Origin of the sequence: uncultured Paracoccus sp., from assembly GCF_937873615.1 — a bacterium.
GTDB lineage: Bacteria > Pseudomonadota > Alphaproteobacteria > Rhodobacterales > Rhodobacteraceae > Paracoccus.
The window spans coordinates 57,932-78,774 of the sequence record NZ_CALMYP010000015.1 but is presented as its reverse complement, the minus strand read 5'-3'; the positions used below and the strand labels follow the sequence as shown (position 1 = coordinate 78,774).

Genomic DNA, 20,843 nt, shown 5'->3' with positions numbered 1-20,843 from the left:
AACCTAGTGGTTAAGCCGCGCGCCGGGAAGGGGCTACAGATCAAGACAATGTTCCCGCGCGCGGACAGGGTGGCGCACGAAAGCGCGCCCAGAGGGTTGCGTTCTGCACCGCCGCCATGGCCCATGCGTCGTCATCCGTCGCGGGACGCAATATGACAGCGGTCATGTCGATCCCCTCGGGCGGCATGTTCATGGCCGGATCTCGACCTCGGTGCCGATGCGGGTCGCGGCGAAAAGCTCGTCGATCTGGTGGTTGTCGATTGCGATGCAGCCCTCGGTCCAGTCGCCCTTGACGCGGTAACCTTCGGCGATGTGGTTCGGCTGGCCGTGGATGAAGATGTCGCCGCCGGGATTATAGCCGCCCACGCTGGCACGCCTGCGGTCCTCGGGCTGCGGGTAATCGAGGCCGAGCGACAGGTGGAACTGGCTGCGGTCGTTGCGGCGGTCGACCTTGAAGACACCCTCGGGGGTCTTGCCGTCGCCCTGCCGGACCTTGTCTCCATCCGGCGCGAAGCCAAGCGCGATGCGGTATTCGCGCACCAGATTGCCCTGCTGATAGACGCTGAGCCGGCGCGCGCCCTTCTCGATCAGGATGCGGTCTATATCACCCTGCAGAGGCAGGTTCAGATCGGGCGTGACCGGCCGTTCCGGCCGCGCCATCGGCGGCGTCGGATCGGGGCCGATGGGCCGGTTCATCAGCGCCGGGCCGAACATGGCCCAAAGCAGCCAGCCGATCAGCAGCAGGAACAGAAACCGCAGCAAGACCCGCCTCTATTGCAGATCGGCGAAGGCGGATTGCAGCCGCGTTACCGCATCCTCGACATTGGCGCGGGGCGTGGCGAGGTTGAAGCGCATATGGCCCTCGCCCCCCAGCCCGAAGGTCTCGCCCGCATTCGCAGCGATCTTCGCACCCTTTGCAAGCCGTGCCTTCACCTCATCCGGCGCCATGCCAGTACCCGAGAAATCGACCCATGACAGATAGGTCGCCTCCAGCGGCATCGAGCGCAGCCCGGGGATCGCGTTCACGCCCGCGTCGAACAGCCGCCGATTGGCATCGAGATAGGGGATCAGCGCATCGACCCAGGCCGCGCCTTCCGGCGAATAGGCGGCGGCGACCATATCGGTGCCGAACATGCCGGTGGACAGGCCGAGCCCGGCCATCTGCGCCTTGTAGGCGGCGCGCAGCTTCGGATCGGCGATGATCGCATTGCCGACATGGGCTCCGGCGAGGTTGAAGGTCTTGGTCGCCGCCGTCAGCGTGATCAGCCGGTCGGCGATCTCGGGCGCGGCCTTGGCCATGACGGTATGCGTGTGGCCGGGCATGACCAGATCGTGATGGATCTCGTCGCTGACCAGAAGCAGGCCATGGGCCTTGCAGAAATCTGCGACCTCGCGCAATTCCTGCCGGGTCCAGACGCGACCACCCGGATTATGCGGGCTGCACAGGATCAGCATCTTCTCGCGCCCGGTCAGCAGCTTTTCCCATGCCGGCCAGTCGAAGACATGACGCCCCTCCTCGACGGCAAGCGGGAATTCCGCCACCTCGCGGCCCTGCGCGCGGATGACGCGGGCGAAGGCGTGATAGACCGGGGTCATCAGGACCACCCGATCCCCCGGATCGGTGAAGGCCGAAACCGCCAGCGCGGTCCCGTTCACCAGCCCGAGCGCAGTGACGATCCAGTCGGGATCGACTTCCCATCCGTGGCGGTTCTGCATCCACCACCGGATCGCCGGCAGGTAATCGGGGTTCTGCGACGGGTAGCCATAGACGCCATGGGCGATCAGCCCTTCCAGCGCCGCCTGCACCGCCGCCGGCGGGCGGAAATCCATGTCGGCGACCCACATTGCCAGCCCGTCCTGCACCGGCACGCCATAGATCGCCTCCATGTCGTCCCATTTGTTGCAATTGGTGCCGCGGCGTTCGATGATCTCGTCGAAATCGGGTAGGGTCATGTGGGTCTCCTTATGCGCATATGGATAGGCCGCTTATTGCGCCGCGCCAAGCCTTGCCCTAGATCACGAACATGACAATTCGCCCGATCCTCCTCCATCCCGATCCGCGCCTGAAGAAGGTCTGCGAACCCGTGGCCCGCATCACCCCCGAGATCGAGAAACTGGCCGCCGACATGCTGGCCACCATGTATGACGCGCCCGGCGTCGGGCTGGCCGCGCCGCAGGTTGGCGTGCTCAGCCGGCTGTTCGTCATGGACGCGCAGCGCGACCCCGAGGCCGAGCCGCGCCCGATGGCGCTGATCAACCCGGAAATCACCTGGGAATCCGAGGACCAGAACGTCTACGAGGAAGGCTGCCTGTCGATCCCCGACCATTATGCCGAGGTGACGCGCCCGGCCTCAGTCAAGGTCAGCTGGCTTGGCCTCGACGGAAAGCAGCATCAGGAAGAATTCGACGGGCTCTGGGCGACCTGCGCCCAGCACGAGATCGACCACCTCGATGGCGTGCTGTTCATCGACCATATCAGCGCCATGCGCCGCCAGATGATCACCCGCAAGATGGTCAAGCTGAAGCGCGAACGCGCCCGCGATCAGGCCTGATGAGCATCCGCCCCTTCCTGCTCTATGCCGACCGCCGCCTGCATATCGCGGCCCAGCCGGTCGAGGCGGTGACGGAATCGATCCGCATGATCTGGGACGACATGATCGACACGATGGAGGCGATGCCGGGCGTCGGCCTTGCCGCGCCGCAGATCGGGATCATGTTGCGGCTGGCCGTGGTCGATGCGTCCGAAAAACGCGGCCAAGCGGTGCGCATGGCGAACCCCGAGGTTCTGCATGCCTCGGTCCAGTTCCGCGATTATGAAGAAGCCAGTCCGAACCTGCCCGGCGTCTCGGCCCGGATCAGCCGGCCGCGCGCGGTGACGGTGCGGTTCCTGAACGATCAGGGCGAGATCGAGGACCGGGACTTCGTCGGCCTCTGGGCGACCTCGGTCCAGCATCAGATCGACCACCTGAACGGCAGGCTTTATGTCGACCACCTGACGCCCTTGCGGCGCAAGATGCTGGTGACGAAATCGGCCAAGCTGGCGAAACGCGGATAGGGGGCGGATATGCGCGTCATCTTCATGGGAACGCCGGATTTCTCGGTCCCGGCCCTGCAAGCCGTCGCCGCGCAGCACGAGGTCGTCTGCGCCTATACCCAACCCCCGCGCGAGGCCGGGCGCGGGCAGAAGCCCCGCCCCTCTCCGGTGCAGGCCGCCGCCGAAGAACTGGGGATCGAGATCCGCCACCCCCGCAGCCTGAAAGGCACCGAGGAACAGGCGGCATTCGCCGCGCTGAATGCCGATCTCGCCGTGGTCGTGGCTTACGGGCTGATCCTGCCGCAGCCGGTGCTGGATGCGCCGCGCCTCGGCTGCCTGAATATCCACGCCTCGATCCTGCCGCGCTGGCGGGGCGCGGCCCCGATCCATCGCGCCATCATGGCCGGCGACGCCGAAACCGGGATCGCCATCATGCAGATGGAAGCCGGCCTCGATACCGGCCCGGTGCTGGCCGAGACGCGCACCCATATCGACGCAGCAGATACCACCGCCGACCTGCATGACCGGCTGGCCGCGATGGGGGCGGACCTGATCGTGGATGTGCTGGCCCGTCTGCCCCTGCCCGCCATTCCTCAGCCCGAGGCCGGCGTCACCTATGCCAGCAAGATCGACAAAGCCGAGGCCCGCATCGACTGGACCCGTCTGGCCGAGGAGATCGACCGCCAGATCCGCGGCCTGTCCCCGTTTCCCGGTGCCTGGTGCGAGATCGCGGGCGAGCGGGTGAAGCTGCTGCGCTCTCGACGCGTGGACGGTGCCGGACGCCCCGGCGAGGTGCTGGACGGCTTCCGCATCGCCTGCGGTCAGGGCGTCATCGAAGTGCTGGAAGCGCAGCGCGCCGGCAAGCGCCCGATGCCCGCCGCCGAGATTCTGCGCGGATTGACCCTGCCGCCCCGTCTGGACTGACTTGCGCGAGGCCCCGCCAACCCCTAAAAGGGTCGGCGTCGCGGGTGTAGCTCAATGGTAGAGCAGCAGCCTTCCAAGCTGAATACGTGGGTTCGATTCCCATCACCCGCTCCAATTGACCACCCGGTCAGCCAAGTTTTTCAATAACTTCAGTGCAATCCGCCCCGTTCAGGCACACATCCCCACACACACGGGGCACACATGGGACTGATCTTGAAGCACATTGAACGGACGAGCACGGGCAGCTTTCAATACCGCAGAAGGGTTCCGAAGGACGTTTCGGGCATCATCGCCAAGCGCGAGTTCAAGCGGAAGCTGGGCGTATCCGAGAAAGAGGCCCTCGCCGCTTGGCCCCAGTATCATGCCACCGTGGAACGGGAGATCGAGGCTGCCCGGAGAAGGTTGCTTCTTATGGAAGGGGCGTCGTCAGGCACCGTCTCCGAGCGGGAAGCCTATGCGGAGGCCCTGCGTCGTCGTGCCGAGATGATCGCTGCGGGGACGGATGAGGAAGGGCTTTCCATCGCTGCCGACCTGATCCTTGACCACTATCCCGATGCCGGGGGAATGCCGTATGGCGTTCTTCCTGTGGACCGTCACACGGTCAACCTTCTGCGCAATGGGCCAGACATCCACAAGCCACCCGCACCCACCCTGAACGATGCCCTTCTGCTTTACCGCAGGGAGCATCTGCGGGAACATGACGCAGAGACGGACAGCCGGGTTGTGGGGCTTGCCAACCGGGTCATAGGCTCGGCCATAGACGCCCTCGGGCGCGATCCGATCCTGACCACGCTGACACGCGAGGATGCCCGGAAGGTCAGGGATCACATGCTTGACCGGGTAAAGGAAACCGGGCGGGGCATCGGGGAGAAGGTCAGTCCTGCAACGGTTTCCCGTGAGTTGTCCATCATTTCCGCTGTGGTCAATTACGCCAAGACCGAGTTCAGCCTGTCCGATGCGTTCCTGAACCCGTTCAACAAGCTTCCCGTGGCCAGATCGGCCAAGGGCACGCGGGAGAAGCGCGAGGACAAACGTGATCCGCTGCCGGATCAGGTTCTCACGCAGGTTCGTGGCCGGGTTCTGTCGCTGGCCAGCCCGGAACTGGCCCTGATATGGCGCATCCTCGAAGGGACCGGGGCAAGGATCGCTGAGGTAACTGGCCTGCTGGTCACGGACGTGGATATTTCATCCCGGTTCCCGCATGTCAGGATTGAACCCAATGCGGTGCGACCCCTGAAAACCGATGCCTCGCGCCGTGTCGTCCCGCTTGTGGGGGATGCGCTGGAAGCCGCTCGGGAGGCGCTGCTGTCGGTCAAGGAGGGGCCGATGCTGTTCCCGTCCTATGGCCGCAAGCGTGGCTCTGACGCGGCTTCCGCTGCCCTGATGAAGCATGTTCGCAGGGTGACGCCCGATCCCAAGCACGTTGTCCATTCGCTCCGCCACCACATGAAAGACCTTCTTGTGGAAGCGGAGGTTTCATCCCTGGATCAGAACCTCATCCTCGGCCATGCCATCGAAGGCGTGGGGGATGCAGTATATGGCGGGGAGATGCGCAAGCTGCGCCAGACGACAAGGGCATTGAGCAAGGCGCTGGGCATCCGCCCACCTGACGACGAATAGACGGCCATTGGCAGGTGATCCGCAGGGGCGGTTGATCGGGCGTCGGACAGGCAGTCCCATGCAGCCCACCCTTCATCCGCCCCTCGGGCAACACCAACGCCATCCGCGTGATCGACCAAGACGGTAAATCGTAATGCCGCGCAACGCTGTTCACGCTCGCCCCCGGCAGAAGGGTTTCAGCCACAATCCGCGCCTTCACTGCATCCGGCCACCGACGCCGTCCCGAAGCCGGTATCTCCCCTTCAAACCCGGGGAGAAACTCTCTCGTATCATCCATGGAGAAACTCACCTCCTGCAATCCCGCAGAAGCCAAGTCGCAAATCTATCCCGTCAGCAGAAGGTGATCGCCAGACAACGCTTACGGTTCTTCCGACAGGGCATCGAAAATTCGCTTGAAAACATCAGCTTCTCGCCAATCGCGGAAGCGCCGGAACGCCGTGCTCCAGTTACCGAACATCGCTGGCAGATCGCGCCATGGACTGCCCGTTCGCACAATCCACAACACCGCCTCCACAAAAAGCCGGTTGTTCCTGCCGCTTCGACCCGGGTCCGTCGCCTTACCCAAGCAGTGCGGCTCCATCTTCGCCCATTGGGCATCGGTCAAGACAAAGCGTTCCATCCAAAGTATGAATCACATCTCCGCCAAAATGGAAATCCTGAATCCCCACAATCCCTAGGCGACTTCGGTCGCAAGGTACAAAGGAATTTCATGATTGATCCTGATATGGTCGCCTCGCTTGATACTCAGGACAGCAAGAACGTCCCGGTCAATGAGGCCCTACGGAAGGTTCTCGGGGTCGGGTCGATATCTTGACGAAGAGCGCTGGGACTGGCTGATTTTCAAGCGGCAGGAGCGCGCTCGCCCTCCAATCCGAGAGCTTGCCAGAATCGATCAAGGCAAATGCGCCCATATGTGGCGTTCATGTGGATGTGATCGCCGCGCAGCGAGGGCTTCTTGGGATCGATATACCCCGCGTCAGGCGCAAGGAATTGGGCGGCCGTTCCGCCCAGTTGAATCCGCGTTTCGGGCGGCTGACCAAGGTAGGAAATCCCGACCGATCCAAGATCCTCGCGACGAATACCGTCGAACTCTTCGATCAGCGAAAGGAGCGAGGCTTCTTCCCTTTGCAGGGTGCGCCAGTTGCGATAGGCCCAGTAATCAGAGGCAAGAGCGGTCTCTGCGAGGGTCGGGCGAGGCAGCAGGTAGAGTCGAGGAGAATCGATTTTCTCGAATTCAGCCGCCGGACGCAGAGACTGTGCCAATCGTTCGAGGATTGCCTTGCGCGCCGGAGTGGACAGCAGCGTATTGCGGGGTTGTGATGTATTCGATGCGTCGAGCCGACAGGAAACAGCAAGCGCGGCAAGCTGATCCGCTCCGGATGGCCAGCCGACCAGCATGACGTCATCGAACTCTGCCAGGTTGGCCGAGTTGGTCCCGTTCAACTCTGTCAGGATTTTGCGATGTGGAAGCCGAGGACGATCCTTGATCTCGTCCGGCAGCGCCAACTGCAACTCGTCTGACAGGCGCAGACTGATAAAGGTCCGCTGTGGCGCGGCAAAGAAACGGACGTCAACGTCGTCACGCGGAGCCGCTTCCCATCCGAGCTTGATAGCACCTACATGGGAGTTGCCGACGATCAATATGCGCCTCATCCTGCAAACGCCTCCAACAGAGCGTCATCGCAATGCGGATCATGCTGTTCGTCGTCGGAATGTCCGGCTTGCTGCGAAAGACCGTGAGCGTGCAGAAACATCTCCATCGCTCGGGTTACCCCTTCTGGCGTGACGTTCCTTTTGTTGGCAGCATAGTAGATGCCCCGGTTGTTAAGCGAAGTAATGATCTCATAGGAGGGGAAGTAGTCGATGTCGTCGTGATCGTCGGCGAGCCGGCCGCAGACAGCGCGAAGGACGGATTTGGAATAGCTGTTTGCTACCTCGATGTGCTTTCCCGTGGCCGTTGCGGTCAACGGGACGGGTGAGACCGTAATTATGAACCGCATGCGCTTGTTGCTGCGTTTGAGGATCCGCCGAGCCGTCAGGAAGTCGTTCATGATCTCCTGATATCCGAAATTCACGAAGGCGTGTTGGTCTGGATTGTAGGTTCCGCACTGCGTTCCGGGTGCGGTTGGATAGACCGTCCCGGATTCGCGATGGGTCCAAGCTTCGGTCAGGCCGAATGTAAAGATGAACAAGCCGGTTCGCCGAATCGCCGTGGCGACCTGATTGAGATGATGTTGGCGGTGCCTCAGTACCTCATCGGGAGATTCTAGGCCGTCAGGCTCGACGGATGGGCGCTGCGAGTCGAAATAGCGGCCGTTCTTTTCCCAGACCGGATCGGCTGGAGAAAAATCGCCCCTCGCCTCTGCCAGCAGTTGAGCCAGTTGTCGGGCGGTATAAATATTCCCGTAACGCGCGGAATATTGGCGATATCCGTATGTCTCCGCCACCTCGTCGGGAACGAATCGAGGTAGCGCTTCGGCATCCATGATCTTCATATTCGCGCCACGTAGCGCACGACCGATATGCTGGGCAAAACAACTTCCAGCAGTCATGATCCACGCTTTCGGAGGAATCGGGAATTTCGGCTGGTAGAGGTCGCCGGGATCAAGGGGCGCGCGTTCGGTCACGGCAGTCTTCCAGAATGCTCTGGCGGCAAGACTCGTATACGGAGAGGTCATGATTGTTGTTCAGCCCGCAGAAGTAATCTACACGTAAATTGGCCTATCAGCCTGACGCATTTTTCGCCATAGGCTGATATGACTTGGACAGCATTCGCCCGGCGCTAGCACGGCAAGCACACCACGCACATGGCTGATCTTCTCGATTTCATCCACAGTCAGCATCGCCCCCCTCCGCGATCAGGCGAATCCCGGGTAAGCCCCCTATCTCTGGAAGGCGTTGATGCCACGTCTTCACCATGGCCCGAGGCTGATCTTTGCGTAGCGCCCATACGCATCGCTCTTCAGCCACAATCCAAGGTCTACGAGCAACCAATCACGCACCCAAGAAAATCAACCTTGAATTGATTTTTTTTCAAGGTCTTTTGTATAATTTGATCGCGAAAGATGCAAGAATAATGCCTCAACGGCTTTAGGTACAAGACACCAGTCCGCCAAAAGGACTCGGTTCTTCGGCACATTTTTGCTATACTGATCAGTATGTTTTTCGCATATTGCAGCGAGGCGGCAATGCGTCTTGACCCCAAAATAATCATCTTTATCGCCACGTTTCTCGCTTTCGGCGCCATTGGAAGCCCCGGCGCGACCGCTCAGCAGGCTGACGGGACCGCACCCGGCCCGGTTGCGCTGGTTCAGGCAGTCAAGATCGATAGCATCCGCCCCTCCTTCACCCATCCGGCCCGGATCGAGGCGATCAATACCGCGTCGCTGCGGCCGACGCTGCGGGCGCAGATCACCGCGCTTCACATCACCGCCGGCGACATCGTCGAGAAGGGCGATCTGCTGGTCGAGATGGACGATACCGATTACCGGATCGCGCTGGCACAGGCAGAAGCCAATCTGAAACAGGCCGAGGCGACGGCGCTGAAGGCCGATCTCGATCTCGACCGGGCCGAGCAGCTTGCCGCGAAGAACACCGTCTCGGCGCGCGAGGTCGAATATGCCCGCGCCCAATCCGATGTCGCCCATGCTCAGGTGGATATCGCCAAGGCGCATATCGACCAGGCCAAGGCCGATCTGCTGGACGCCAAGGTCTATGCCCCGTTCGATGGCCGGATCTCGGCGCCGGAATATGCGGTCGGCGATCTTTTCGCGCCGGGCGATCCGACACAGCCGGGCTTCATCGCCACCATCGTCTCGCTCGATCCGATCTATGCGACCGGGCTGGTCGATCAGGCCTTCTATTTCAGCTTCCTCGCCCGCCGCCTGCCGATTGAGGCTTCGGGCGCGGAAATCCCGCCGCTGGAACTGGAGATCATCCTGCCCGGCGGTGCCGTCTATGAACATCGCGGCACCTTCGAGAACTGGGACAATACCGCCGCCGCCAGCACCGGCACCATTGCCGGGCGGGTGCTGTTCCAAAATCCCGACGGGGTGCTGCTGCCGGGCCAGAACGTTACCCTGCGCGGGCAGGTCATCCAGCCGGTCGAGGCACCGCTGGTGCCGCAGCGCGCAGTCAGCCTGGACCAGCAGGGCCATTACGTCTGGATCGTCGGCGCCGACGGCGCGGTGGAGCGGCGCAATATCGTCGTGGGCATCCGCGATGGGCTGAACTGGACCGTCTCGGAGGGGCTGGAGGGCGGCGAACAGGTGGTTGTCGAGGGGCTGCAGAAGATGCGGCCCGGCATCGTGGTGACACCGCAACCCTTTGAAGGCTGACAGGCCGGAAGACGGAGACGCCCATGGGACCCGCATTCTTCATCCGCCGACCGAAATTCGCCTTCGTGATCTCGACCCTGATCACGCTGGCCGGGTTGCTGACCCTTCTGGTCATGCCCATCGACCAGTATCCCGACATCTCGGCCCCGAAGATCGTGGTCCGGGCTAACTATCCCGGCGCCGATGCGCAGACGGTGATCGACGCCGTGGCCGCCCCCATCGAGGATCAGGTCAACGGCACCGAGGGCATGGTCTATATGGAATCCAAGGCCGCGAGCGACGGCAGCTACATGCTGACCGTCACCTTCGCGGTCGGCGTCGATGCGGATCTGGCCCAGGTGGATGTGCAGAACCGTGTCGCGCTTGCCGAACCCGCGCTGCCGGCCGAGGTGCGCCAGCGCGGCATCCGGGTGCGCAAGCGCAACCCGGATATCCTGATGGTGGTGAACCTGATCTCGCCCGACGGGCGTTTCGACGGGCTGTTCCTGTCCAATTACGCCACCATCAATGTCGAGGGCGAGCTTGGCCGCCTGCCCGGCATCGGCGCGGCGGAAAATATCGGCGCGCTGGATTACGGGCTGCGCGCCTGGCTGGACCCGGTGCAACTGGCCAATCACAACCTGACCGTCAACGACGTCATCGCCGCGATCAAGGAACAGAACGTGCAGGCAGCGGTCGGCCAGTTGGGCGCGCCCCCGAACCCCGAGACGACCGAGTTCCAATATGTCCTGACCACCAAGGGCCGGGTGGCGAGCGAGGAGGAGTTCGGCAACATCGTCCTTCTCGCCAGCGAGGCCGGGTCGGTCGTGCGCCTGCGCGATGTCGCCCGGATCGAGCTTGGCGCCTTCGCCTACAAGGGTTACGGCGAATTCAACAACGCGCCGGGCGTGCTGATGGCGATCTACAAGCTGAGCGATGCGAATTCGCTGGAGGTGGCGAAATCGGTGCGCGACAAGATGGAGGAGCTGAAAGCCTTCTTCCCCGAAGGGCTCGATTACGTCATCGGCCACGATTCGACGCTGTTCATTCAGGCCTCGCTGGAAGAAACCGTCATCACCATGCTGTTCACCATCGCCCTGGTGATCGCGGTGACCTATATGTTTCTCGGCTCGGTCCGGGCGACGCTGATCCCGACCATCGCGGTGCCGGTCTCGATCATCGGGACGCTGGCGGTGCTTTACGCCTTCGGCATGACCATCAACACGGTGACGCTGTTCGCGCTGATCCTCGCCATCGCCATCGTCGTCGACGACGCCATCATCGTGGTCGAGAATGTCGAGCGCATCCTGCACGAAAACCCGGAACTGAGTCCGCGCGAGGCCACGCAGAAGGCGATGACCGAGGTCACCGGCCCCATCGTCGCCACCTCGCTGGTGCTGGCGGCGGTGTTCGGGCCGACGCTGCTGCTGCCCGGGCTGACCGGGCGCATGTTCAGCCAGTTCGGGGCGACGCTGACGGTCTCGGTGCTGATCTCGATGGTGAATGCGCTGACGCTCAGCCCGGCGCTGGCATCGGTGCTGATGAAGCCGGGGATGCATCCGAACCTGCTGATCCGGGGCTTCAACGCGGGCTTCGGCTGGATCACCGCGCGCTATGTGACGCTGGTCGATTTCCTGTGCCGCCACGCGCTGATCGCCATTACCGTGGTTGCGGCGCTGTTTGCCAGCATGTTCTGGCTGTTCACCACCGTCCCGACCAGCTTCGTGCCGACCGAGGACAAGGGCTTCTTCATGGTCGACGTGCAACTGCCCAGCGGTGCCTCGCTGACCCGGACCGAGAAGATCATGGACCGCATCACCGAAACCATCGGCAAGGACGAGGCGGTGGAAAACGTGCTGTCCGTCAACGGCTTCTCGATCATCAACAACGCGCTGCAATCCAATGCCGGGATGATCATCGTCAAGCTTAAGCCGTGGGAGGAACGCAAGACCCCGGAATCCGAGCAGGCCTATCTGGAGAAGAAATTCACCCAGGAATTCGCCGCCTATCCCGAGGCTCAGACCATCGTTTTCGGCGCACCCGCCATTCCCGGCCTCGGCGTCGTCGCGGGCCTGTCCTTCGTGCTGGAAGACACCCAGGGACGCGGCCCGCAGGCGATGACCGATGCACTGGCGTCGGTCCTGCCTGCCGCCAACCAGACCGACGAGCTGACGCTTGCCTATTCCAGCTTCAAGGCCGATTCGCCGCAGCTGGACCTTGAAATCGACCGGGTGCGGGCGAAGACGCTGGGGGTCAGGATCTCGGATATCTTCCTGGCGCTGCAGGCCCAGCTTGGCCAGCTTTACGTGAACGACTTCAACATGTTCGGCCAGACCTACAAGGTCATGCTGCAGGCCGATGCCGGGTTCCGCCAGGACGAACGCGCCTTCGACACGCTTTATGTGCGCAACGACAAGGCCGAGCTGGTGCCGCTGTCGGCGCTGATCACGCCGAAGCCGACGCTGGGGCCGGATGTCATGTATCGCTATAATACCTATAATTCCGCCACCATCACCGGGGTGCCGAATACCGGCGGCGGCTTCAGTTCCGGCGATGCCATGACCCGGCTGGAAGACGTGGCGATGGCGACCATGCCGGAAGGCTTCCGCTATGAATGGACCGGCTCGTCGCTGGAGGAACGCAGGTCCGGCAATGCCGTCCCCATCGCGCTCGGGCTGAGCCTGGTCATCACCTTCCTGTTCCTCGCCGCATTGTATGAAAGCTTTCTGACGCCCCTCGCGGTGCTCTTGACCGTGCCTTTCGCGGTGCTGGGGGCGCTGATCTCGCTGACGCTGGCCGGCGAGCCGTTGAGCCTTTACGGCCAGATCGGGCTGTTGATGCTGATCGCACTGGCGGCCAAGACCGCGATCCTGATCGTCGAATTCGGCAAGCAGCAGCGCGAAGCGGAAGAACTGGACCTGCACGAGGCGGCGATGCAATCCGCCAGGCTGCGCTTCCGCCCGGTGATGATGACCGTGCTGGCCTTCGCCATCGGGGTCTATCCGCTGGTCATCGCCTCGGGCGCTGGCTCGGCCAGCCGGGTGTCGCTGGGGCTTGCGGTCTTCGGCGGCTCCATCGCGGCGGCGCTTGCCGGGTCGATCTTCGGGCCGGTCTTCTTCAAGCTGATCCAGGGGCTGCGCGAGAAGTTCCACAAGGGCCGCACCCCGCCGGTGATCTGACCGGCCATCCGGCGGCGCAATCGATCAGGGAATGCGCGTTAAGCGAACTGCCCCGGGGGATGTGGCGCAGCCCGCCGGGCCCGTGCTAGACAATCCCGGCGGGCAGCGCAGGAGGGATGCGATGGCGGAGCGCAGCGACTATCTTCTCGGCGTCGATGTCGGCACCGGCAGCGCGCGGGCCGGGGTCTTCGACCGGCAGGGCGTCCTGCTGGGCACCGCGAAGCAGGACATTGCCACCCATCGCGACGCCGGCAGCATCGTCGAGCAATCGGGCGAGGATATCTGGCGCGCCGTCTCGGCCGCAACGCGGGGTGCGGTGGCCGAAGCCGGGATCGCGGCCGGCCAGATCCGCGGGATCAGTTTCGACGCCACCTGCTCGCTGGTGGTGCTGGGCGAGGGTGGCGCGCCCCTGCCGGTCGGCGATCCGACCCATCCCGAGCGCAATATCATGGTCTGGATGGATCATCGCGCCCGCGAGCAGGCGGCGCGGATCAACCGTCTGGGCCATCGGGTGTTGGATTTCGTCGGCGGTCGCATCTCGCCCGAGATGGAGACGCCGAAGCTGCTCTGGCTGAAGGAAAACCGGCCCGAGATCTTCGCCCGGGCCTGGCAATTCATGGACCTGACCGATTTCCTGACCTGGAAGGCCTCGGGCGATCTGGCGCGCTCGATCTGCACGGTGACCTGCAAATGGACCTATCTCGGCCATGATGGCGGCTGGGATGCCAGCTATTTCCGGCAGATCGGATTGGGGGAACTGGCCGATGAGGGCTTTGCGCGCATCGGCACGGCAGTGCGCGAGGCCGGCGCGCCGCTTGGGCGGGGGCTGACCGAGGCAGCGGCGGCGGATCTGGGGCTGGCACCGGGAACCCCGGTCGGCACCGGGCTGATCGACGCCCATGCCGGCGGCCTTGGCACCGTCGGCGCCGAAGGCGGCGGCGGCGCGGAGCCGACGCTTGGCTATGTCTTCGGCACCTCCTCCTGCATGATGACCTCGACCCGCGAGCCGGTCTTCGTGCCCGGCGTCTGGGGCCCCTATTTCTCGGGCATGGTGCCGGGCATGTGGCTGAACGAGGGCGGGCAATCGGCGGCAGGCGCGGCCATCGACCAGTTGATCGGCCTGCATCCCTTTTCGCCCGAGGCCGAGGCCATGGCCCGCACCGCCGGCCTGTCGCTGCCGGCCTGGCTGGCGACCGAGGCCGAGGCCGAGGCGCGTGCCGCGACCGGCGATCCGGTCGATCTGGCGCGCGGGCTGCATGTGGTGCCGGAATTCATGGGCAACCGCTCGCCCCATGCCGACCCGGACACGCGGGCGGTGATTGCAGGTCTGGGTGTCGAGCGCGGGCTGGACAGCCTGATTGCGCTTTACGTCGCCGGGATCTGCGGCATCGGTTACGGGTTGCGCCAGATCGTCGAGGCCCAGACCCGTGCCGGTGCCCCGGTCGGGCGCGTGGTCATCAGCGGCGGTGCCGGGCGCTCGGACATGATCCGCCAGCTTCTGGCCGATTCCTCGGGCATCGAATTCGCCGGCACCGAAAGCGAGGAGCCGGTCCTTCTGGGCACCGCCATGCTGGGCGCGGTGGCGGGCGGGGTCTATCCCGACCTGCCGACGGCGATGGGGGCGATGTCGCGGCTGTCGCGACTTTACCCGCCGAAGGGCGGCGAGGTGGCCGCCCGCCACGAGGCGCGCTATCGCATCTGGGAAGCCCTGCAGAACACCGCCCGCGCCGCCAGCCGGGTCTGAACGCGGGGCGCGAAAATCGCCGCTGCGGGACCGGCACGGATTGACAGCCCCGCCGCCCTGTGGTCGATAGGCCACCATTCCAGGGGTGTCGCGTAATGCCGCGGCTGAGATGGGGGCGCATGCCTTCGGACCCTCAAGCTGATCTGGATCATGCCAGCGGAGCAAGGAGGCGAAATGTTCGTCGGCGCACAGGTATCCCTTTATCCGATGACGGACGCTTTCGTTCCCGTCATCCTGTCCTCGCTGAAGGCACTTGACCCCTGGCGCAAGCTGCTCAGGATCGAAACCGATGATGTCTCGACCCTGATCGTCGGCCCTCCCGAAACGCTGTTTCCCGCCCTGCGCGAAGTCTATATTTCCGCCGCGGCCTCGGGCCATCATGTCGTGCTGCGCTGCACGCTGTCGCGCGGCTGCCCGGGCGAACCGGACGATCCGATCTGCCAGACCGCCGCGCTTTCCGCACCGAACGAGCCATTGGCGCATCGCCAGCAGGCGGCGCTGGAAGCGGTGCGCAAGGCCCGCCGCACCGGCGAGGCGGCACGGGCGCAATTCTCGCTCTATGTGCTCGGCATGGGCGCGCATATGACCGAGATCAACGGCTGCATCGAGTTCCTGAAGGCCAGCGGCTGCTTCGACCGGGCGAAGAATTTCTGCACCCGGATCGGCGGCGATGCCGGCCCGGTCTTCGCCACGCTGGAGCAGGCCTTCTGTCGCTTCGGCCCGCCCGAAGGCCATGTCACGCTGGACCTGACCGTCTCGGCCAACAGCCCCTCGACCTCGGGCTGATCCGATGCCCGCCCCCTTGCCGCAGGCAGGCGGTGGGATGCTGGCGCGCGCCTTGCCCGCATGTCTCAGCATTGCTGCCGCCCTCGCCCTCTGGGAAGCTTACGTCCGGCTTTCCGGGATCTCGCCGCTGGTGCTGCCGGCGCCTTCTCGGGTGGCCCAGCAGATCGCGGCGAACCGGTCGCTGCTGTGGCAGAACCTGCTGCCGACGCTGCGCGCCACGCTTCTGGGCTTTGCCGTCTCCATCGCCACGGCATTCATTCTGTCGGTGGTGCTGGATTTCGCGCCGCGCCTGCGCCGGGCGCTGTTTCCGGTCTTCGTGGTCAGTCAGACCCTGCCGCTGGTGGCCATCGCGCCGCTGATGGTGCTGTGGTTCGGCTTCGATCTGACGCCGAAGATCCTGCTGGTGGCGCTTGTCACCTTCTTCCCGATGCTGGTGGCGCTCGTGGACGGCTATGCCTCGACCGAGGGTGAGATCGAGGCGCTCCTGCGCTCGATGGGTGCCACGCGCGCGGGCGTGTTTCGCCGCGCCCGCCTGCCCTCGGCCCTGCCCTTTTTCTTTGCCGGGCTGCGTATCTCCGTCACCTATGCCGTCGTCGCCGCGATCTTCGCCGAATATGCCGGGGCGCGGGCCGGGATCGGCATCGTCATCCTGAACGCCAAGAACAGCTTCCGGCCCGACCTGATGCTGGCCGCCGTCGCCGTCAGCTCGGCGCTGACGCTGCTGCTTTTCGGGCTGGTCGTGGCGCTGCAGCGCGCCGCGCTTGGCTGGCAACATGCGGGAACCGCAAGATGAGCGGGCTGCGTATCGAGGACCTCTCGCTCAGCCTCGACGGGGTGCCGGTGCTGGACCGGCTGTCGCTCTCGGTGAGGTCGGGCGAATTCGTGTCGATCCTCGGCCCCTCGGGTTGCGGCAAGTCCACGCTCTTGCGGCTGCTGATCGGAGAGATCGCCCCCGACCGGGGCCTGATCGAGCATCCCGACGCCAAGTCCGGGGCCTTCGCCTTCATGCCGCAGCGCGATGCGCTGCTGCCCTGGCGGCGGATCATCGACAATGTCACCCTTGGGCTGGAAATCGAAGGGTTGCCGCGCCGAGAGGCCCGCGCCAAGGCCGCACCGATGATGGTGGAATTCGGCCTTGAGGGCTTCGAGCGCCACCTTCCCGCGCAGCTTTCCGGCGGTATGCGCCAGCGCGCGGCGCTTTTGCGCACCGTCATCCAGGGCCGCCCGGTGCAATTGCTGGATGAACCCTTCGGCGCGCTAGACGCGCTGACCCGCAGTCGCATCCAGCTCTGGTTCGAGCAGCGCTGGCAAGCGGCGGGCTGGACCACGCTGCTCGTCACCCACGATGTGCGCGAGGCGGTGGCACTGTCGGATCGCATCTATGTGCTGTCGCCGCGCCCGGCCCGCGTCATCGCCGAATTCGCCGTGACCGCCCCCCGGCCCCGCCTTGGCCGCCCCCTGCCCGAGGCGGCACAGGCCATCGAACAACAGATCCTCGACACGATTTTCGCCACTTCCGGAGACTGACCCATGCGCCACTTCCTGCCCGCCGCCTTCATCCTTGCCGCCCTGCCCGCAGCAGCCGCGGAAAAGCTGTCCGTCGCCCTCGACTGGACGCCGAATACCAACCATGTCGGGCTTTATGTGGCCGAGGCAAAGGGCTGGTTCGATCAGGCCGGGCTGGATGTCGATATCCTGCCCTATGCCGATACCTCGGCGGGCACGCTGGTGGCGGCGGGGGTGGCCCAGTTCGGCATTGTCGGCACCGTCAGCTTCAGCCAGCAACGCGCGGCGGGGGCCGATCTGCAACTGGTCTATGCGGTGGTGCAGAAGGAAACCGGCTGGCTGGTCTTCGATGGCCGGCGCGACGACATCGTCAGCCCCGCCGATCTGGATGGCAAGATCTATGCCGGCTTCGGCGGCGCCTGGGAGGGCGCGCTTGTCGGCACCATGATCCGCAATGCCGGCGGCAAGGGCGAATATGACAGCGTCACGCTCGGCACCTCGGCCTATGAGGCCTTGGCAAACGGTCAGGTCGATTTCACGCTGGAGATCTATCCCTGGGAAGGCGTCCAGGCGGAACTGGAAGGCCGCCCGCAAGGTGCCTTCGCCTATGCCGATTACGGCATCCCCGACCAGCAGACCACGCTGCTGGCCGGCAATGAAAGCTGGCTTGCCGCCCATCCCGAAGCCGCCGCCGCCTTTGTGCAGGCGGTGCAGCGCGGCTATGCCTTCGCCAATGAAAATCCGGCCGAGGCGGCGGATCTGCTGATCGCAGCCACGGGCGGGATGCTGTCCAATGCCGAACTGGTCCATGCCTCGATGGAAGTTCTTGTCGAGGGCGAATACCTGCACCAGCCCGGAGAGCCCATCGGGCTGGTCGATGGCGCATTGCTGGCCGAACTGGCGGCCTTCCTGTTCGACGCCGGCGCGCTGCGCGACGCCTCCGGCGCGGCGCTGACGGAAGCGCCCGATGTCTCGGGCTGGTTCAGCAACGAATATCTGGCACGATAGGCGCGGGCGCGGAAAAGACAGCACTTCGCCTTGCCCTTGCCGCCCGACATGCTAGATTCGCCGGCGTTAAGGTGGAATTTATCGCCTTTTCAGATGGTTGCGGGCGTGGCGGAATGGTAGACGCATGAGACTTAAAATCTCTGGGCCGCAAGGCCGTGCGGGTTCGAGTCCCGCGGCCCGCACCAGTCAGGACCGGCCATGACCGATCTCGTCACAGATCTGGGCGGCGTGCCGACGCTGTTCGTCATGGCCGCCGAGGCCGAATACGGCCCGGCGCTGAAATCGCGTTTCACCCCGCTGATGACCGGGATCGGCCCGATCGAGGCGGCACTGGCCATGGGCATGGCGCTGACCCGCCTGCAGACCGAGGGGCGCTTACCGCGCCTTGTCGTCTCGCTGGGTTCGGCTGGATCGGCACGGCTGGAACAGGGGGCGATCTATCAGGCGGCATCGGTCAGCTGGCGCGATATCGACGCCTCGCCGCTCGGCTTCGAGAAGGGCATCACGCCGCTTCTCGACCTGCCAGCGACGCTGTCTTTGCCGATCCGCATCCCCGATATCCCGACCGCCAGCCTGTCGACCGGCGGCAATGTCGTTTCGGGCGCGGCCTATGCCGATATCGCCGAGGATATGGTCGATATGGAAAGCTTTGCCGTGCAGCGCGCCTGCCAGCAATTCGGCCTGCCGCTTGTCGCCCTGCGCGGGATTTCGGACGGGGCCGAGGAACTGGCCCATATCGGCGACTGGACACGCTATCTCGACGTGATCGACGGGCGGCTGGCCGATGCCGTGGACCTGTTGCGCGACCATTTGTCCTCTGGGGCGGTCGGGCTTTGACGGTTGCCGGCCCGCCGCTTCGCGCCTAAAGCGAAGGCAACGCAAGGACAGGCAGGCATGGCGCGCGCACCCATTTCCACCCAGAACGACCGCCCCGGAAGCAGACGCATGGGGGCGCTCTCGGCGCTCTGGCCCTTCGTTCGGCCCTATCGCGGCATGGCTATCGCCGCGCTCGGCGCGCTGATCCTGACCGCCGGGATCAGCCTGATCCTGCCATTGGCCGTGCGCCGGGTGGTCGATGGCTTCGACATGGGCTCGCTGCTGCTGGACGAATATTTCGGCGCCGCCATGGCCATTGTCGCCGCGCTCGCTGTGGGGACGGGGCTGCGCTATTACCTCGTGACCCGGCTGGGCGAGCGGGTCGTGGCCGATATCCGCAAGGCCGTCTTCGACCGCGTGATCGGCCTGTCGCCGGCATTCTTCGAGCGCGTCATGACCGGCGAGATCGTCAGCCGGATCACCACCGACACCACGGTGATCCTCTCGGTCATTGGCTCCTCGGTCTCGGTGGCGCTGCGCAATGTGCTGCTGATGTTCGGCGGGCTGGTCATGCTGTTTCTGACCTCGGCCAAGCTGACCGGGCTGGTGCTGCTGCTGGTGCCGGTGATCCTGGTCCCGATCATCGGGCTGGGCCGGCGGCTGCGGGTGCTGGCGCGCGAAAACCAGGACTGGATCGCGGCATCTTCCGGCATGGCCGCCGAGGCGCTGCAATCGGCGCAGACGGTGCAGGCCTTCACCCATGAGGCCGCGACCCGCGCCGATTTCGCCCGCGTGACCGAGGAAAGCTTCATCTCGGCCCGCAAGCGCATCGGCACCCGGGCGGTGCTGACCGTAATCGTGATCTTCCTGATCTTCTCGGGCGTGATCGGGGTGTTGTGGATCGGCGCGCGCGACGTGCAGGCCGGGCTGATGACGGTGGGCGAGTTGGTGCAATTTGTCATCTACGCGGTGCTAGTTGCGGGTGCCGTCGGCGCCCTGTCCGAGATCTGGGGCGAATTGCAACGCGCCGCCGGCGCGACCGAGCGGCTGGCCGAATTGCTGGCCGCAGGCGATGCCATCGCCGATCCGGCCCGGCCCAAGGCCCTGCCCCGCCCGGTCAAGGGCGCGGTTGCGCTGAAGAATGTCAGCTTCAACTATCCCTCGCGCCCCGATCAATCGGCGATGCGCGATGTCGATCTGGACATCCGCCCCGGCGAAACGGTGGCCCTGGTCGGCCCCTCGGGTGCCGGCAAGACCACGGTGATCCAACTGATCCAGCGCTTCTGGGACCCGAAATCAGGCGAGGTCACGCTGGACGGGATCGACCTGCGCGACATGGCCCGCGCCGATTTCCGCGACGCCATCGCACTTGTCCCGCAGGACCCGGTGATCTTCGCCACCACCGCGCGCGAGAATATCCGCTTCGGCCGCCCCGAGGCCAGCGATGCCGAGGTCGAGGCCGCCGCCCGCGCCGCCCATGCCCATGAATTCCTGATGGCCCTGCCCGAAGGTTACGACAGCCAGGTCGGCGAGCGTGGGGTGATGCTGTCGGGCGGCCAGAAGCAGCGTATCGCCATCGCCCGCGCCATCCTGCGCGACGCCCCGGTGCTGCTGCTGGACGAGGCGACCTCGGCGCTGGATGCCGAATCCGAACATGCGGTGCAACAGGCCGTGGACCAACTGGCCCTGGACCGCACCACGGTCATCGTCGCGCACCGGCTGGCCACGGTGAAGAAGGCCGACCGTATCGTCGTCTTCGACGAGGGCCGCGTCGTCGCCCAGGGCACCCATGATGAACTGGTCGCGCATGGCGGTCTTTACGCCCGACTGGCCCGGCTGCAATTCACCGATGGCACGATTTCGGCAGGGGATGACAAGATCGCTGCCAATATATGATAAATCATACAACA

18 protein-coding genes, 2 tRNA genes, 1 pseudogene and 1 riboswitch are annotated in these 20,843 nt (G+C 64.7%); of the genes and pseudogenes, 15 read left to right on the top strand and 6 right to left on the bottom strand.

Features of this window, described 5'->3' with window-relative positions; all coding sequences use genetic code 11:
• Positions 1-189: 189 nt before the first annotated feature.
• Positions 190-762 carry a L,D-transpeptidase family protein gene (locus Q0330_RS03905; RefSeq protein ID WP_299474746.1) on the bottom strand — a complete coding sequence of 191 codons (573 nt, stop codon included), beginning with the start codon at positions 760-762 and terminating at the stop codon, positions 190-192.
• Between the two features lie 9 nt (positions 763-771).
• Entirely contained in the window at positions 772-1,953 is a 1,182-nt protein-coding gene (locus tag Q0330_RS03900; RefSeq protein ID WP_299474744.1) for a MalY/PatB family protein, read from the bottom strand.
• A 71-nt stretch (positions 1,954-2,024) separates the two neighbouring features.
• On the opposite strand from Q0330_RS03900, the gene def (Q0330_RS03895) reads away from it, so the two are divergent.
• The 5 genes from def (Q0330_RS03895) (at position 2,025) to Q0330_RS03875 (ending at position 5,578) form a co-directional block, all read left to right on the top strand.
• Positions 2,025-2,552, top strand: a complete 528-nt coding sequence (def, locus tag Q0330_RS03895; RefSeq protein WP_299474742.1) for a peptide deformylase — start codon at positions 2,025-2,027, stop codon at positions 2,550-2,552.
• The gene (gene def / locus Q0330_RS03890) at positions 2,552-3,055 is read left to right on the top strand and encodes a peptide deformylase (RefSeq protein ID WP_299474740.1); all 504 of its coding nucleotides are present in this window, start codon (positions 2,552-2,554) and stop codon (positions 3,053-3,055) included. Before def (Q0330_RS03895) ends, def (Q0330_RS03890) begins: the two co-directional genes overlap by 1 nt.
• Positions 3,056-3,064: 9 nt before the next feature.
• Positions 3,065-3,958, top strand: coding sequence for a methionyl-tRNA formyltransferase (gene fmt, locus Q0330_RS03885; protein WP_299474738.1), 894 nt, complete (start codon positions 3,065-3,067; stop codon positions 3,956-3,958).
• 40 nt (positions 3,959-3,998) lie between these two features.
• A tRNA-Gly gene (locus tag Q0330_RS03880) sits at positions 3,999-4,072 on the top strand.
• Between the two features lie 87 nt (positions 4,073-4,159).
• Entirely contained in the window at positions 4,160-5,578 is a 1,419-nt protein-coding gene (locus Q0330_RS03875; protein ID WP_299474736.1) for a tyrosine-type recombinase/integrase, read from the top strand.
• A 136-nt stretch (positions 5,579-5,714) separates the two neighbouring features.
• Here Q0330_RS03875 and Q0330_RS03870 read toward each other — a convergent pair.
• From Q0330_RS03870 to Q0330_RS03855, 4 genes and pseudogenes are all read right to left on the bottom strand, one after another.
• Positions 5,715-5,855 (bottom strand): annotated as a pseudogene (locus tag Q0330_RS03870) (transposase); the annotation flags it as partial.
• 81 nt (positions 5,856-5,936) lie between these two features.
• On the bottom strand, positions 5,937-6,197 hold the full coding sequence (locus Q0330_RS03865) for a transposase (protein WP_299474734.1): 261 nt from the start codon (positions 6,195-6,197) through the stop codon (positions 5,937-5,939).
• Between the two features lie 221 nt (positions 6,198-6,418).
• Positions 6,419-7,219, bottom strand: coding sequence for a hypothetical protein (locus Q0330_RS03860; RefSeq protein WP_299474732.1), 801 nt, complete (start codon positions 7,217-7,219; stop codon positions 6,419-6,421).
• 8 nt (positions 7,220-7,227) lie between these two features.
• On the bottom strand, positions 7,228-8,205 hold the full coding sequence (locus Q0330_RS03855) for a GSCFA domain-containing protein (RefSeq protein ID WP_299474730.1): 978 nt from the start codon (positions 8,203-8,205) through the stop codon (positions 7,228-7,230).
• A 561-nt stretch (positions 8,206-8,766) separates the two neighbouring features.
• Between Q0330_RS03855 and Q0330_RS03850 the strand changes: the two genes are divergently transcribed.
• The 10 genes from Q0330_RS03850 (at position 8,767) to Q0330_RS03805 (ending at position 20,829) form a co-directional block, all read left to right on the top strand.
• Positions 8,767-9,915, top strand: coding sequence for an efflux RND transporter periplasmic adaptor subunit (locus Q0330_RS03850; RefSeq protein WP_299474728.1), 1,149 nt, complete (start codon positions 8,767-8,769; stop codon positions 9,913-9,915).
• Positions 9,916-9,938: 23 nt separating this feature from the next.
• Positions 9,939-13,073, top strand: coding sequence for an efflux RND transporter permease subunit (locus Q0330_RS03845; RefSeq protein WP_299474725.1), 3,135 nt, complete (start codon positions 9,939-9,941; stop codon positions 13,071-13,073).
• A 121-nt stretch (positions 13,074-13,194) separates the two neighbouring features.
• Positions 13,195-14,817: an FGGY-family carbohydrate kinase gene (locus tag Q0330_RS03840; protein ID WP_299474723.1), complete on the top strand. Its 1,623-nt coding sequence runs from the start codon at positions 13,195-13,197 to the stop codon at positions 14,815-14,817.
• Between the two features lie 71 nt (positions 14,818-14,888).
• A riboswitch (TPP riboswitch) is annotated at positions 14,889-14,999 on the top strand.
• Complete coding sequence (locus Q0330_RS03835; RefSeq protein WP_299474720.1) at positions 14,992-15,603, top strand: YkoF family thiamine/hydroxymethylpyrimidine-binding protein; 612 nt, start codon at positions 14,992-14,994, stop codon at positions 15,601-15,603. It overlaps the preceding riboswitch by 8 nt.
• Positions 15,604-15,640: 37 nt before the next feature.
• Positions 15,641-16,396 (top strand): ABC transporter permease, encoded by a 756-nt coding sequence (locus Q0330_RS03830; protein WP_299474717.1) that lies wholly within the window; start codon positions 15,641-15,643, stop codon positions 16,394-16,396.
• Entirely contained in the window at positions 16,393-17,130 is a 738-nt protein-coding gene (locus Q0330_RS03825; protein ID WP_299474714.1) for an ABC transporter ATP-binding protein, read from the top strand. Before Q0330_RS03830 ends, Q0330_RS03825 begins: the two co-directional genes overlap by 4 nt.
• A 3-nt stretch (positions 17,131-17,133) precedes the next feature.
• On the top strand, positions 17,134-18,117 hold the full coding sequence (locus tag Q0330_RS03820; RefSeq protein WP_299474711.1) for an ABC transporter substrate-binding protein: 984 nt from the start codon (positions 17,134-17,136) through the stop codon (positions 18,115-18,117).
• A 99-nt stretch (positions 18,118-18,216) separates the two neighbouring features.
• A tRNA-Leu gene (locus Q0330_RS03815) sits at positions 18,217-18,302 on the top strand.
• A gap of 13 nt (positions 18,303-18,315) precedes the next feature.
• Positions 18,316-18,954 carry a 5'-methylthioadenosine/S-adenosylhomocysteine nucleosidase gene (locus tag Q0330_RS03810; RefSeq protein WP_299474708.1) on the top strand — a complete coding sequence of 213 codons (639 nt, stop codon included), beginning with the start codon at positions 18,316-18,318 and terminating at the stop codon, positions 18,952-18,954.
• A gap of 57 nt (positions 18,955-19,011) precedes the next feature.
• The gene (locus tag Q0330_RS03805; protein WP_299474705.1) at positions 19,012-20,829 is read left to right on the top strand and encodes an ABC transporter transmembrane domain-containing protein; all 1,818 of its coding nucleotides are present in this window, start codon (positions 19,012-19,014) and stop codon (positions 20,827-20,829) included.
• Positions 20,830-20,843 lie beyond the last annotated feature (14 nt).